At 54.0% G+C, this 14775-nt stretch carries 10 protein-coding genes; 1 reads left to right on the forward strand and 9 read right to left on the reverse strand.

The genetic code is table 11. The annotated features are described in order from the left end of the window. The first annotated feature begins 516 nt into the window (after window positions 1-516). The gene (locus ACMGF9_RS22335; protein WP_033631531.1) at window positions 517-1296 is read left to right on the forward strand and encodes a helix-turn-helix domain-containing protein; all 780 of its coding nucleotides are present in this window, start codon (window positions 517-519) and stop codon (window positions 1294-1296) included. On the opposite strand, the gene ACMGF9_RS22340 is transcribed toward ACMGF9_RS22335, so the two are convergent. From ACMGF9_RS22340 to rplK, 9 genes are all read right to left on the reverse strand, one after another. Further along, the gene (locus ACMGF9_RS22340) at window positions 1282-2556 is read right to left on the reverse strand and encodes a sensor histidine kinase (RefSeq protein ID WP_044030296.1); all 1275 of its coding nucleotides are present in this window, start codon (window positions 2554-2556) and stop codon (window positions 1282-1284) included. The genes ACMGF9_RS22335 and ACMGF9_RS22340 overlap by 15 nt on opposite strands. Before the next feature lies 1 nt (window position 2557). After that, window positions 2558-3022, reverse strand: a complete 465-nt coding sequence (locus ACMGF9_RS22345; protein WP_076740205.1) for an oxidoreductase — start codon at window positions 3020-3022, stop codon at window positions 2558-2560. Further along, window positions 3022-3468 (reverse strand): GNAT family N-acetyltransferase, encoded by a 447-nt coding sequence (locus ACMGF9_RS22350; RefSeq protein ID WP_016929429.1) that lies wholly within the window; start codon window positions 3466-3468, stop codon window positions 3022-3024. The genes ACMGF9_RS22345 and ACMGF9_RS22350 overlap by 1 nt, the downstream gene beginning before the upstream one ends. Window positions 3469-3635: 167 nt before the next feature. Then, entirely contained in the window at window positions 3636-7859 is a 4224-nt protein-coding gene (rpoC, locus tag ACMGF9_RS22355; protein WP_004929899.1) for a DNA-directed RNA polymerase subunit beta', read from the reverse strand. A 118-nt stretch (window positions 7860-7977) separates the two neighbouring features. Next, window positions 7978-12006: a DNA-directed RNA polymerase subunit beta gene (gene rpoB / locus ACMGF9_RS22360; protein ID WP_004929900.1), complete on the reverse strand. Its 4029-nt coding sequence runs from the start codon at window positions 12004-12006 to the stop codon at window positions 7978-7980. Window positions 12007-12338: 332 nt separating this feature from the next. Further along, window positions 12339-12704, reverse strand: coding sequence for a 50S ribosomal protein L7/L12 (gene rplL, locus ACMGF9_RS22365; protein WP_004929903.1), 366 nt, complete (start codon window positions 12702-12704; stop codon window positions 12339-12341). Window positions 12705-12767: 63 nt separating this feature from the next. Continuing rightward, on the reverse strand, window positions 12768-13265 hold the full coding sequence (gene rplJ / locus ACMGF9_RS22370; RefSeq protein ID WP_004929905.1) for a 50S ribosomal protein L10: 498 nt from the start codon (window positions 13263-13265) through the stop codon (window positions 12768-12770). A gap of 337 nt (window positions 13266-13602) precedes the next feature. Then, window positions 13603-14307, reverse strand: coding sequence for a 50S ribosomal protein L1 (gene rplA, locus ACMGF9_RS22375; RefSeq protein WP_004929908.1), 705 nt, complete (start codon window positions 14305-14307; stop codon window positions 13603-13605). A gap of 3 nt (window positions 14308-14310) precedes the next feature. After that, on the reverse strand, window positions 14311-14739 hold the full coding sequence (gene rplK, locus ACMGF9_RS22380; RefSeq protein ID WP_015376316.1) for a 50S ribosomal protein L11: 429 nt from the start codon (window positions 14737-14739) through the stop codon (window positions 14311-14313). Window positions 14740-14775: the final 36 nt, after the last annotated feature.

Raw genomic sequence — 14775 nt, forward strand, 5'->3', positions numbered from 1 at the left:
AACGCGCATATGGCGTATCGCGGCCTGTAAGGGTGTACGGGCAGGTGCCTTGTCGGCTAAAGGACTGTGGCATAACGGTGCTCGGCACTCACTCAGCGGTGAGACTCATAGGACGCTGTTGCGGCAGAAAAGTGGGGAAAGAGGAAAAAAAGAAGGTACAGCGACGAAGAGAGGTTCGAGTAGCCATCCCCGGTGCTGCCAATGGCCCTGGTGTCGGCCGCGGATCTTTTTGCCGCCTGCTCCCTGCTTACGGACAAGAGCAGGCGGTTTATTTTGTGAGACTGGCACCCCCCCAGGACGCGAATCACACAGTATGTGCGCTAATTAACCACATAAACGGCTAAATGTGAATGTCTTTTGAGTGTTTTTTTATTTGTCATCGAGTGTGTTTTGAGTTTGCCAAGGAAAATCAAACTGATATCACCGCAATAACCGAGGCTTCATCTATAATCCAGCACGGGTCCTCACGCAGGTTTTCCAACGCTCGCGGTTAACATCAAAAAAGCCAAGGTTGTCATGAAGAAAACGCCAAATTACATCGATGCAATCAGCGCGTTGCTCACTCTGAAAGGAGTTGGCGACAGAAAACATGCCTCCACGATGGCCAACATACTGAACCTTCAGTACAACAGCGCCAAACAGAAGCTGGATGGCAAAAGGGGCATCACCCTCGATGAAGTCAAAAAGGTTTTCCAGTATTTCAACGAGCCGTTTGCCGGCCAAAGGACACATAACGGCGTGTTTATCATGAACAGCATTCACAAGCGCTGTAACATTGAGGTCGACGAGCGCCCGGTCACGCAAGCGGACAACGACGAAACTTACGCCTACAAAAAGGACGATCTTTTCATCATCAACACCAATCGGGAATATGCAGCCGATGCACCGCTGTATAAAGTCAACAAGATAGACTTTCTGCCGGCCCCGCGCATCGCGATCCTGGATAATGACGGCGATATTCTCGAGCTGTTGAAGAAGATCGCCAGCCGCTACGGCATCGAGGCTGAGACCTTTCAGACGGCGGACGCCATGCTGGCCGCGCTGGAGCAGCAGTCCTTTGAGGCGTTTATTTTGGACTGGCTGTTGGACTTCGGCGAGACTTCCGAACGCGTGGTGAAGAAAATTAAAGACGCCCTCGATCCGCACGCCCGCATCATCATTCTGACCGGCCAGCTGAATCACTACGAGAAAAACATCGGCGATATGATCCTGCACTATGACGTGCACCTGGTGGAAAAACCGACCAAGCCGCTGATTATCTCTTCGCTATTGCTGTCGAACCTATTCTTTAATTAGTTTGACCGGAATGCGGATCAAAAACGATGAGCCACCCCCTTCGACGGATTTGACCTTGATGGTGCCTTTCATCGTCGTGACGTAATTTTTGATAATGGTCAGCCCCAGCCCTAATCCCTGCCGCGTCTCCCTTTCTACCCCCTGATTGAACGCCTTATATAACCGATCCAGATTATCGACGTTAAACCCGATGCCGGTGTCTTTTACCCGTAAATACAGATTGCCGTGACACACCTTCACATTGAGGGCGATCGCGCCGTGGTGGGTAAACTTATCCGCGTTGCTGAGCAGGTTGGCCAATATTCGGTAGAGCTTGTATTTATCAGAACCAATCAGGCCGGCATAAGACGAACGGTGGATCACGAGGCGATTGCCTCGCCCGGCGCCGATGCCGGTTACGGCATCGTCCACCACCTCATTCAGCCGGAAGGTGGAAATATTGATTTTAACTTCTCCCATCTCAAGCCGAGAATAATCCATCACCTCGCGCGTTTGTTCGGCGATCTTGTTACCGTGATAGGAGATCAGGCGGGCTTCTTTTTTCAACTCTTCCTGCGCCAGCTCATGTTCCATGATATCCGCGGCAATGACGATGGCCTGGGTCGAGCCGGCGATCTCGTGGTAGATGGAAGAGATAAAGATGTTCTTGTTCTTGATGATCTCTTTCAACGAGAAGGCGTTTCTCAGCACCAGGAACATCATCAGGAACACTAAAATCAGCGAAAAGAGGGCGAACATCTCGGCTTTACTCGAGTTGTCCTGGATGATGCCTTTCACTTCGGTAAAGTTTTTAATCTGTATCCGATAAATAATTTCCTGGATATCGACCAGCGTACCCTCGATATCATCCATATAAGAGAGAATGTCCGCCTTGTTTTTCAGCCCCACCAGCAAGCCGGCAGAAAGATCGTCCAACGTGCGATACTGCTGCTTCAGCAGCGCAACATTTTTGATGAACTCGTCGTCGTAGTAAAAAGAGTCGCTGAAGGTCGAACGGCTCTCCAGGATCTGAATCTTCGAGTAGAAGATTTTCTTTTTGATCTGGAAGGCGTCGTAGTCGTTGTTTTCACTGAGCAACAGCGCGATTTTGGTCCTTTCAAACGCCAGAAACAGGATCTCGGCCACCGAGTAGTTGTCCAGATTGGGCTCGATCTGCTTATAGCGCTCTTTTACGCCGCCGAAGTTAATGGCAATCAACAAAATCAATAAGGAGAAGATGGCAACCAACGCGATAAGAGTACCGATCAGTTTTTTGCTCATCTTATTTCAGCTCCAACCGTTTCACTTGCCAGACGGTTTTCGCATTCACATCCAGGTTATTCAGCTCGGCATAACCATCGCGCGGATAAATAATGGCGAACGGCCCCAGCTCACCAACGTCGATCGGCTTGCCGCCGCGCTGGTAGGCGACGATCACACGGTATTTAATCATCTCGTCAATCGGCATCGAATAGGAGTAATCATCCCAGGCGAAAGCGCGCACCGACTGGCCTTTCAGGTGGTAGGCTTTCACTAACTCTGCAAGCTCCACGCCGGTGAACGTATCTTCCGGGGTGAAATTGGTCGAGGTTTTAATCGTGTGATGCGGCATCGCCTCCAGCATCTGCCTGGTTATCTTGATCTTCTCACCATCGAGCGGTTTCAGGTAAAAATAGTCAACGGCCGCATACAGCGGTGCGCTGAACAGCGAAAGCAGCAGTAACGTCATCAATCCTTTGATTGTCATTATTCACCCTCTTTGCGTTTCACCAGTTCGGCCTGGCCGAACTCATCCTGCCCGACCACGGCCCAGCCGTGATGTTGATAAAAGCCTTCGGCTTTGGAGCCCGGATCGGTGGTTAAGTGGATCGCTTCGGCGCCGCGCTCAAACATCCAGGCGGTGACTCGCGCCAACAAGGCGGAGCCGATCCCCTTCGACTGGTATTCCGGCTTCACGAACAGGCCGCCGATCAGCGGTTCAGGGATGAATAACCCGAAGCCAACGCCGGCATAGTCGTCGCCATGCTTGCAGATCCAGCCGCCGCCCTGGTTGATGTCCTCCAGCGCCTGCCTGCGCTGCAGATACTGGATCTGATGCGGATGCAGCAGGTTTTCTTCAACGGAAAAGCGGATCTCATACAGGTAAGGCAGGTGTTGCGCCGTCAATTTTTCGAAGGTAATGAGGCTGTCCATGTTCGCACTGTCCTTGGTTGTCTTGGTAAAAGCGCCGGTCAATTTCTGCTGTAACCATAGTAGCAAAGTTTGCTCTGCCCCGGCATGAGGCGAAAAAAAACCGCCCCCGAGGGAGCGGTTTATCTGGCAATGGGCCCGGCATGCCGGGCCCGCGGCGCGGATGACGATTACTCGTCGTCGCTGCCGCCCAGGCCTGCGTTGAGCAGCTCGGCCAGGTTAGCCGTCGCTTCTTCCGCGCTGACTTGCGGAACAACCGGCGCTTCACCCTGAGCACGGCGACGCATGCGATCCTGATGATAAGCGTAACCGGTACCGGCTGGGATCAGACGGCCCACGATGACGTTCTCTTTCAGGCCACGCAGTTCATCACGCTTGCCGGCTACGGCAGCTTCGGTCAGAACGCGCGTCGTTTCCTGGAACGATGCGGCGGAGATGAAGGACTCGGTCGCCAAGGATGCCTTGGTGATACCCAGCAGATCGCGCGAGAAGGTTGCCGCGATTTTACCTTCAGCTTCCAGCTGACGGTTGGCAATCTTGACGCGAGACACTTCAGCCTGCTCGCCTTCCAGGAACTCGGAGCCACCAGCGCTAACGATGGTGCCTTTACGCAGCATCTGACGAACGATAACTTCGATGTGCTTATCGTTAATCTTAACGCCTTGCAGACGGTAAACTTCCTGCACTTCGTTGGTGATGTAGCGGGTAACCGCATGCACGCCACGCAGACGCAGAATGTCGTGCGGAGACTCTGGGCCGTCGGAAACGACGTCGCCACGTTCCACCACTTCGCCTTCGAACACGTTGAGCTGACGCCATTTCGGAATCATCTCTTCGTAAGCGTCGCTGCCGTCCAGCGGAGAGATCACCAGGCGACGTTTGCCTTTGGTCTCTTTACCGAACGAGATAATCCCGCTGATTTCAGCCAGGATTGCCGGCTCTTTCGGACGACGCGCTTCGAACAGGTCGGCAACGCGCGGCAGACCACCGGTAATATCCTTGGTACCGCCGGATTCCTGAGGAATACGCGCCAGGGTATCACCCGCACCGATCTGAATGCCGTCTTCCAGCTGAACGATCGCTTTGCCCGGCAGGAAGTATTGAGCAGGCATATCAGTACCTGGGATCAATACGTCTTCGCCCTGAGCGTCAACGATTTTCAGTGCCGGACGCAGGTCTTTACCGCTACCGGTACGCTCTGCGCTGTCCAGAACAACCAGAGAAGACAAACCGGTCAGTTCGTCGGTCTGACGAGTAATCGTCTGGCCGTCGACCATGTCGGCGAAGCGAATGAAGCCGCTGACTTCACTGATGACCGGCATGGTGTGCGGATCCCAGTTAGCGACGGTTTCGCCGCCGTTAACTTCTTCACCGTCGCCTTTGCCCATCACGGCGCCGTAAGGCACCTTGTAGCTTTCTTTGGTACGGCCGAATTCGTCGATCAGTTTCAGTTCGGTGTTACGCGAGGTGATCACCAGCTTGCCTGCGGCGTTCATAACGAACTTCGCGTTGCTCAGCTTGATGCTACCCTTGTTTTTCACCTGAATGCTGGATTCAGCAGCCGCACGAGATGCCGCACCACCGATGTGGAACGTACGCATCGTCAGCTGTGTACCCGGCTCACCGATGGACTGTGCCGCGATAACGCCGATGGCTTCGCCTTTGTTGATGATGTGGCCACGTGCCAGGTCGCGACCATAGCAGTTAGCACACACACCGAAGTCGGTTTCACAGCTCACCACGGAACGGACTTTAACGCTGTCGACAGAGTTCTCTTCCAACAGGTCACACGCCTTCTCGTTCAGCAGGGTGTTGCGTGGCACCAGAATGTCCGCCGTACCCGGCTTGAGGACGTCTTCTGCCGTCACACGGCCCAGAACGCGTTCACGCAGCGGCTCTTTCACGTCGCCACCTTCGATAACCGGAGTCATCAGGATGCCGTCGTGGGTGCCACAGTCGTCTTCGGTCACCACCAGGTCCTGCGCCACGTCAACCAGACGACGGGTCAGATAACCGGAGTTCGCGGTTTTCAGTGCGGTATCCGCCAGACCTTTACGAGCACCGTGGGTGGAGATGAAGTACTGGAGTACGTTCAGACCTTCACGGAAGTTCGCGGTGATTGGCGTTTCGATGATGGAGCCGTCCGGCTTCGCCATCAGACCACGCATACCGGCCAGCTGACGAATCTGAGCGGCGGAACCACGCGCACCGGAGTCGGCCATCATAAAGATGCTGTTGAAGGAAACTTGCTGTTCCACTTCGCCGTCACGGTTAACCACGTCTTCTACCGACAGGTTTTCCATCATCGCTTTCGCAACGCGTTCGTTCGCGGCAGCCCAGATATCGATCACTTTGTTGTAGCGTTCGCCGGCGGTAACCAGACCAGACTGGAACTGCTCCTGGATCTCGGCAACTTCGGTTTCCGCTTCTTCGATGATCTCCGCTTTCTTGGCCGGGATAACCATGTCGTCGATACCTACGGAAGCGCCGGAACGGGCTGCGTAAGCAAAACCGGTGTACATGATCTGGTCAGCAAAGATTACGGTCGGCTTCAGGCCCAGGATGCGGTAACAGGTGTTCAGCATCTTGGAGATCGCTTTCTTGCCCAAAGGCTGGTTAACGATCGCGTACGGCAGACCTTTCGGTACGATCATCCACAGGATGGCGCGGCCGATGGTGGTGTCGATGATGCTGGTCTGAGAAGTCCATTCGCCTTCGGCGTTCTTGACGTCTTCGGTGATACGCACTTTAACGCGTGCATGCAGAGACGCCAGGCCTGCGCGGTAAACGCGCTCAGCTTCTTTGGAACCGTTCAGCACCATGCCTTCGCCCTTGGCGTTAACACAGTCGCGGGTCATGTAGTACAGACCCAGTACAACGTCCTGAGAAGGAACGATGATTGGCTCGCCGTTCGCTGGGGACAGGATGTTGTTGGTGGACATCATCAGCGCACGCGCTTCCAGCTGGGCTTCCAGCGTCAGCGGTACGTGAACGGCCATCTGGTCACCATCGAAGTCGGCGTTATAGGCCGCACAAACCAGCGGGTGCAGCTGGATCGCTTTACCTTCGATCAGAACCGGTTCAAACGCCTGGATACCCAAACGGTGCAGGGTTGGTGCACGGTTCAGCAGTACCGGGTGTTCGCGGATCACTTCGTCCAGGATATCCCAAACGACGGCTTCTTCACGCTCAACCATTTTCTTGGCGGCTTTGATGGTGGTGGCCAGGCCACGCAGCTCCAACTTGCCGTAGATGAACGGTTTGAACAGCTCCAGCGCCATCTTTTTAGGCAGACCGCACTGATGCAGACGCAGGTATGGACCTACGGTGATTACGGAACGGCCGGAGTAGTCAACGCGTTTACCGAGCAGGTTCTGACGGAAACGACCCTGCTTACCTTTGATCATGTCGGCCAAAGATTTCAGAGGACGTTTGTTGGAACCGGTGATGGCACGACCGCGACGGCCGTTATCCAGCAGGGCGTCTACCGCTTCTTGCAGCATACGCTTTTCGTTGCGCACGATGATGTCAGGCGCAGCCAGATCCAGCAGGCGTTTCAGACGGTTGTTACGGTTGATCACGCGGCGATACAGATCGTTCAGATCCGACGTCGCGAAACGGCCGCCATCCAGCGGAACCAGCGGACGCAAATCCGGCGGCAGTACCGGCAGCACGGTCAGGATCATCCACTCCGGCTTGTTACCGGACTGTACGAACGCTTCCAGCAGCTTGATACGCTTGGTCAGCTTCTTGCGCTTGGTTTCGGAGTTGGTTTCGTTCAGCTCTTCACGCAGCTGCTCGCACTCGGCTTCCAGATCCATGTTTTTCAACAGGGCCTGAATGGCTTCCGCACCCATCTTGGCGTCGAATTCGTCACCGAACTCTTCCAGCGCGTCCAGATACTGCTCTTCAGTCAGGATCTGACGGCGCTCGAGGTTGGTCATACCACCTTCGACCACCACATAGGATTCGAAGTACAGTACGCGTTCGATGTCACGCAGCGGCATATCCAGCAGCAAACCGATGCGGGATGGCAGCGATTTCAGGAACCAGATGTGCGCAGTCGGGGAAGCCAGCTCGATGTGGCCCATGCGCTCACGGCGCACTTTGGTCTGGGTCACTTCAACGCCGCACTTCTCACAGATCACGCCGCGGTGTTTCAAGCGCTTGTACTTACCGCACAGGCACTCGTAATCTTTTACCGGCCCGAAGATACGGGCGCAGAAAAGGCCGTCACGCTCTGGTTTGAACGTACGGTAGTTAATGGTTTCCGGCTTCTTAACTTCACCGAACGACCACGAACGGATCATGTCTGGCGAGGCCAGAGCAATCTTGATCGCATCAAACTCTTCGGTCTTAGTTTGCGCTTTCAGAAACTTCAATAAGTCTTTCACGGATTGGCTCCTGTCGGAGTTAAACCTGTTGGGTACCCACAACCGCAGTAGGTACCCGTGTGACCTGAACAACCACCCTCAGGCTCCCTTAGGCGGGGAGCCTGAGCCGGCATGACGATTACTCGTCTTCCAGTTCGATGTTGATGCCGAGCGAGCGGATTTCTTTCAACAGTACGTTGAAGGATTCCGGCATGCCTGGCTCCATCCGGTGGTCGCCATCCACGATGTTTTTGTACATCTTGGTACGGCCGTTAACGTCATCCGACTTAACGGTGAGCATTTCCTGCAGGGTATAAGCCGCGCCGTATGCTTCCAGTGCCCACACTTCCATCTCACCGAAGCGTTGACCACCGAACTGCGCTTTACCACCCAGAGGTTGCTGAGTAACCAAGCTGTAAGAACCGGTTGAACGGGCGTGCATTTTATCGTCAACCAAGTGGTTCAGTTTCAGCATGTACATATAGCCAACAGTAACCTGGCGCTCGAATTGCTCACCGGTACGGCCATCGAACAGCGTGATCTGACCGGAGGTCGGGATACCACCCATTTCCAGCAGCTTCTTGATTTCAGTCTCTTTCGCACCGTCAAACACCGGCGTTGCGATCGGCATACCTTTTTTCAGGTTCTCTGCCAGACGCAGCACTTCGTCGTCGCTGAAGGTGTTCAGGTCAACTTTCTGGCAAACGTCGTCGCCCAGATCGTAGGCCTTCTGGATGAACTCACGCAGCTTGGCCACTTCCTGCTGCTGCTTCAGCATCTGGTTGATCTTCTCACCGATGCCTTTCGCAGCCATACCCAGGTGGGTTTCCAGGATCTGACCGATGTTCATACGTGATGGTACGCCCAGCGGGTTCAGTACGATGTCAACCGGCGTGCCGTTTTCATCGTAAGGCATATCTTCGATCGGGTTGATCTTGGAGATAACACCCTTGTTACCGTGGCGGCCCGCCATCTTGTCACCCGGTTGGATCTGACGTTTAACGGCCAGATAAACCTTGACGATTTTCAGCACGCCCGGCGCCAGATCGTCGCCCTGAGTGATCTTACGACGCTTGGCTTCCAGCTTCTTCTCGAAGTCGGATTTCAGTTCGTCGTACTGCTCAGCCAGCTGCTCCAGCTGGTTTTGCTTCTCTTCGTCGGTCAGGCCCAGTTCCAGCCAGCGATCGCGCGGCAGCTTGCTCAGCTTGTCGGCTTCGATGCCACCGGCAACCAGCACCGCGTGGATACGTGCGAACAGACCGGCTTCCAGGATCTGCAGTTCTTCAGTCAGGTCTTTCTTCGCCTGCTTCAGCTGCATCTCTTCGATTTCCAACGCGCGCTTGTCTTTTTCCACGCCATCGCGGGTGAAGACCTGCACGTCGATAACCGTACCGGAAACGCCGTTCGGCACACGCAGAGAAGAGTCTTTAACGTCAGACGCTTTCTCACCGAAGATCGCACGCAGCAGTTTCTCTTCCGGCGTCAGCTGGGTTTCGCCTTTAGGCGTTACCTTACCGACCAGAATGTCGCCGCCGGTCACTTCAGCACCGATATACACGATACCGGATTCATCCAGCTTGGAGAGCGCCGCTTCACCCACGTTAGGGATGTCGGCGGTGATCTCTTCAGGCCCCAGCTTGGTGTCGCGAGACACGCACGCCAGTTCCTGGATGTGGATGGTGGTGAAGCGATCTTCCTGCACCACGCGCTCGGAGACCAAGATGGAGTCTTCGAAGTTGTAGCCGTTCCAAGGCATGAACGCTACGCGCATGTTCTGGCCCAGTGCCAGTTCGCCCAGGTCTGTCGATGGGCCATCCGCCAGCACGTCGCCGCGCTCGATTGGCTCACCCAGATTCACACACGGCATCTGGTTGATGCAGGTGTTCTGGTTAGAACGGGTGTACTTGGTCAGGTTGTAAATATCGATACCTGCTTCGCCCGGGTACATCTCGTCTTCGTTAACTTTGATAACGATACGGGAAGCATCCACGTACTGGATCACACCGCCGCGTTTGGCAACGGCGGTTACGCCGGAGTCAACCGCTACAGCGCGTTCCATACCGGTACCGACCAGCGGCTTGTCAGCGCGCAGGGTTGGTACGGCCTGACGTTGCATGTTCGCACCCATCAATGCACGGTTGGCGTCATCGTGTTCCAGGAATGGAATCAGTGAGGCACCAACGGAAACAACCTGTTGGGTGGATACGTCCATGTAGTCAACCTGGTCGCGGCTGAACAGGCTTGATTCGCCTTTGCTGCGGCAGGTGACCAGGTCTTCTACGAAGCGGCCTTCTTCATCCAGGTTGGAGTTCGCCTGGGCGATAACGAAGTTGCCTTCTTCAATAGCAGACAGGTAGTTGATCTCATCGGTCACCACGCCGTCACGCACGCGGCGGTACGGGGTTTCCAGGAAGCCATACTCGTTAGTCTGTGCGTACACGGACAGGGAGTTGATCAGACCGATGTTTGGACCTTCCGGCGTTTCGATTGGGCACACGCGGCCGTAGTGGGTCGGGTGTACGTCTCGAACTTCAAAGCCGGCGCGCTCACGGGTCAGACCGCCCGGGCCCAGTGCAGAGATACGACGCTTGTGCGTGATCTCGGACAACGGGTTGTTCTGGTCCATGAACTGGGACAGCTGGCTGGAGCCGAAGAACTCTTTCACCGCCGCCGAAATCGGTTTGGCGTTGATCATGTCCTGAGGCATCAGGGTATCCAGATCGCCCAGAGACAGACGCTCTTTCACCGCACGCTCAACACGCACCAGACCTACGCGGAACTGGTTCTCGGCCATTTCGCCGACGGAGCGGATACGACGGTTGCCCAAGTGGTCGATATCGTCCACTTCGCCCTTGCCGTTACGGATATCGATGAGCTTCTTCATCACTTCGATGATGTCGTCTTTGCTCAGGATGCCCGAACCTTCGATCTCGTCGCGCAGCAGAGAACGGTTGAACTTCATACGGCCGACCGCGGACAGATCGTAGCGGTCTTCGGAGAAGAACAGGTTCTCGAACAGGCTTTCGGCAGCTTCGCGCGTTGGCGGCTCACCAGGACGCATCATGCGGTAGATTTCTACCAGCGAGCTCAGACGATCGTTGGTCGGATCGACACGCAGCGTTTCAGAGATATACGCGCCGTGATCCAGATCGTTGGTGAACAGCGTTTCGATGCGCTTGTGGCCGGACTGGCTCAGCTTGGCCAGCAGATCCAGCGACAGCTCCATGTTGGCTGCGCAGATCAGTTCGCCGGTATTGGTATCGATATAGTCTTTCGCGACCACTTTGCCCGCGATGTACTCTACCGGTACTTCAATGCTCTGAATGTCGTCTTTTTCCAGCTGACGGATATGACGGGCGGTGATACGACGGCCTTTCTCTACGTAGATCTTGCCGTTGGCTTCGATATCGAACGAAGCGGTCTCACCACGCAGGCGCTCAGGCACCAGCTCCATCTGCAGCTTGTTGTCGCGGATTTCGAAGACGATCTTGTCAAAGAACAGGTCGAGGATCTGTTCAGTGGTGTAGTTCAGCGCGCGCAGAATGATGGTCGCAGGCAGTTTGCGGCGACGGTCAATACGCACGAACAGGTTGTCTTTCGGATCGAACTCGAAGTCCAACCATGAACCGCGGTAAGGGATGATGCGTGCGTTGTACAGCACTTTACCCGAGGAGTGGGTTTTACCCTTATCGCTGTCGAAGAATACGCCAGGACTACGGTGCAACTGAGATACGATAACCCTCTCAGTACCGTTGATCACAAAGGTGCCGTTTTCGGTCATGAGCGGAATTTCGCCCATGTAGACTTCTTGTTCCTTGATGTCTTTGACCGTACCTTCAGGCGCTTCGCGCTCATAGATAACCAGGCGCAGTTTTACGCGCAGCGGTGCAGAGAACGTCACACCACGGATCTGGCACTCTTTGACGTCGAAGACCGGCTCACCAAGACGGTAGCTAACGTATTGCAGCTCCGAATTGCCACTGTAGCTCTGGATAGGGAAAACAGAACGGAATGCGGCTTCAAGGCCGTACTGCCCTTCTGGATCTTGCTCGATAAACTTCTGGAACGAGTCAAGCTGGATAGAAAGGAGATATGGTATGTCCAGCACTTGTGGACGTTTACCAAAATCCTTACGAATACGTTTTTTCTCGGTATAGGAGTAAACCATAGGGTTCCTCAGCTCGCTGATCAGTGACCCAATCTGTCCGTCCGATTAGGGACAGTTCATGCAACACCGTTTTGTCGACCGGAAAGCGGGAACACTTTCCGCAATGTCTCTTGCTATCACGCTTAAACCATTTCATCGCGCCTTCCCCCAGAACTCCTGGTAGTGCAAAGACCGCGGTATATTAAGTCGTCAATAGAAACAAACATTGGGAGGCGAAACCAGCAGCCAAACAGTGTGAAACGCTACTGGCGCCCTACAGCGCAAAAAGGCTGGTGACTAAAAAGTCACCAGCCATCAGCCTAAAAGACTAGGCTGCAACCGGAAGGGTTGGCTTATTTAACTTCAACTTCTGCGCCAGCTTCTTCCAGAGATTTTTTCAGAGCTTCTGCGTCATCTTTGCTCACGCCTTCTTTCAGAGCGGCTGGAGCAGATTCAACCAGGTCTTTAGCTTCTTTCAGACCCAGGCCGGTAGCGCCACGTACTGCTTTGATAACAGCAACTTTGTTAGCGCCTGCAGCTTTCAGGATAACGTCGAATTCAGTTTTCTCTTCAGCAGCTTCAGCTGGGCCAGCAGCTACAGCTACAGCAGCAGCAGCAGAAACGCCGAATTTTTCTTCCATAGCGGAAACCAGTTCAACAACGTCCATTACGGACATAGCGGCAACTGCTTCCAGGATTTGGTCTTTAGTGATAGACATAACAATTGTTCCTAAAATTCAGAAATAGTTTAAATACGTTAGCAAAGGCTAAGAAAGAGTGGCTTACGCCGCTTCTTTCTGATCGCGTACTGCAGCCAGAGTGCGAACCAGTTTGCCGGCAGCGGCTTCTTTCATGGTTGCCATCAGGCGTGCGATCGCTTCTTCGTAAGTTGGCAGCGTCGCCAGGCGGTCGATTTGCGCCGCTGGGATCAGCTCACCTTCAAAGGCCGCAGCTTTAACCTCGAATTTTGCATTCGCTTTCGCGAACTCTTTGAACAGACGAGCAGCAGCGCCCGGGTGTTCGTGAGAGAATGCAATCAAGGTTGGACCGACAAACGTGTCTTTCAGGCATTCGAATGGAGTGCCTTCAACTACGCGACGCATCAGGGTGTTGCGAACAACACGCATGTAAACGCCAGCTTCACGACCTGCTTTACGCAGTTCAGTCATTTTATCTACGGTAACGCCGCGGGAATCCGCAACAACCGCAGACAGCGCGCCTTTGGCTACTTCGCTGACTTCAGCAACAATCGCTTGTTTGTCTTGAAGATTTAATGCCATTAGCTTTTTGCTCCTGGATTAGCCGGGGAAAATCCCCGGAACTCACTTCACTCGGCGCTTTGTAAAACGCCACGCCGAGCGGCTTAACACGGTGAGCAGAATCCAGCAAAGACATTCTTTTATAAAAAAGAAAAATTTTCTTAGGCTCTGTCACCGTCTACGCAGGAAGGATTAAGTATCTCGCGATACACCTGCGGTCTTGGACGGAGGCCTGGATAGGCCAGGCTCCAACCGAAAAATCTTTGTTTTGCCTACGGCATAGCCAATAGCAAAACCTTGGGGCATAAGATTCTAGACAAATCTCGGCCCCAAGTCAAAGCGATAATCGCAAGTGCGATTAGTTCGCTGCGGCAGACAGACCGCTCTGATCGATAGCAACGCCAGCACCCATGGTGGTGGAGAGGCTAACTTTCTTGATGTACATACCTTTCGCCTGAGAAGGTTTTGCTTTTTTCAGCGCAACCAGCAGGGCTTCCAGGTTTTCTTTCAGTTTGTCTGCGTCGAAATCAACCTTACCGATGGTGGTATGGATGATGCCGTTTTTGTCGTTACGGTAGCGAACCTGACCTGCTTTAGCGTTTTTCACAGCTTCAGCAACGTTCGGAGTAACGGTACCCACTTTCGGGTTTGGCATCAGGCCACGTGGACCCAGGATCTGGCCCAGTTGACCAACAACGCGCATTGCATCCGGGGAAGCAATAACAACGTCGAAGTTCATTTCGCCTTTCTTGATCTGCTCAGCCAGATCGTCCATACCTACCAGCTCTGCGCCTGCAGCTTTCGCAGCTTCAGCGTTAGCGCCTTGGGTAAATACGGCAACGCGAACGGAACGACCGGTGCCGTGTGGCAGAACGGTAGCGCCACGAACGTTTTGGTCAGATTTACGAGCGTCGATGCCGAGGTTAACGGCAACGTCAACGCTTTCTACGAATTTAGCGGTGGCCAGCTCTTTCAGCAGAGCAACAGCTTCAGTGATGTCATACTGTTTAGTAGCATCAACTTTGTCACGGATCACGCGCATGCGCTTGGTCAGCTTAGCCATCTCTTAATCCTCCACTACCAGGCCCATGGAACGAGCGGTACCTTCGATGGAGCGAGTCATCGCTTCAACGTCAGAACCAGTCATGTCCGCAGCTTTGGTTTCTGCGATTTCACGTACCTGAGCACGGGTCACTTTACCTACTTTGTCTTTGTTCGGCTTACCGGAACCAGACTTGATACCAGCCGCTTTTTTCAGCAGAACTGCTGCTGGCGGGGTTTTGGTAACGAAAGTGAAGGAGCGATCAGAATAAACGGTGATAACAACCGGAATCGGCAGACCTTTCTCAACGCTGTCAGTTTTAGCGTTGAATGCCTTACAGAATTCCATGATGTTAACGCCCTGCTGACCCAGAGCTGGACCCACTGGTGGGCTCGGGTTAGCCATACCAGCTGCAACTTGCAGCTTAACGTAGGCTTGTACTTTCTTAGCCATTTAAATTTCCTCGGTTTGGGTAGTATCGCCTCGTGA

Origin of the sequence: Serratia sp. BNK-23 (assembly GCF_047456145.1) — a bacterium.
In the GTDB taxonomy this organism is placed as follows: Bacteria; Pseudomonadota; Gammaproteobacteria; order Enterobacterales; family Enterobacteriaceae; genus Serratia; species Serratia nematodiphila.

What these genes read in the sequence shown, in the direction of transcription:
- ACMGF9_RS22350 (WP_016929429.1), bottom strand. Translation starts at nt 3,468, where the DNA reads ATGGACAGCCTCATTACCTTCGAAAAATTGACGGCGCAACACCTGCCT.
- ACMGF9_RS22335 (WP_033631531.1), top strand. Translation starts at nt 517, where the DNA reads ATGAAGAAAACGCCAAATTACATCGATGCAATCAGCGCGTTGCTCACT.
- ACMGF9_RS22345 (WP_076740205.1), bottom strand. Translation starts at nt 3,022, where the DNA reads ATGACAATCAAAGGATTGATGACGTTACTGCTGCTTTCGCTGTTCAGC.
- rplL (WP_004929903.1), bottom strand. Translation starts at nt 12,704, where the DNA reads ATGTCTATCACTAAAGACCAAATCCTGGAAGCAGTTGCCGCTATGTCC.
- rplK (WP_015376316.1), bottom strand. Translation starts at nt 14,739, where the DNA reads ATGGCTAAGAAAGTACAAGCCTACGTTAAGCTGCAAGTTGCAGCTGGT.
- ACMGF9_RS22340 (WP_044030296.1), bottom strand. Translation starts at nt 2,556, where the DNA reads ATGAGCAAAAAACTGATCGGTACTCTTATCGCGTTGGTTGCCATCTTC.
- rplJ (WP_004929905.1), bottom strand. Translation starts at nt 13,265, where the DNA reads ATGGCATTAAATCTTCAAGACAAACAAGCGATTGTTGCTGAAGTCAGC.
- rplA (WP_004929908.1), bottom strand. Translation starts at nt 14,307, where the DNA reads ATGGCTAAGCTGACCAAGCGCATGCGCGTGATCCGTGACAAAGTTGAT.
- rpoB (WP_004929900.1), bottom strand. Translation starts at nt 12,006, where the DNA reads ATGGTTTACTCCTATACCGAGAAAAAACGTATTCGTAAGGATTTTGGT.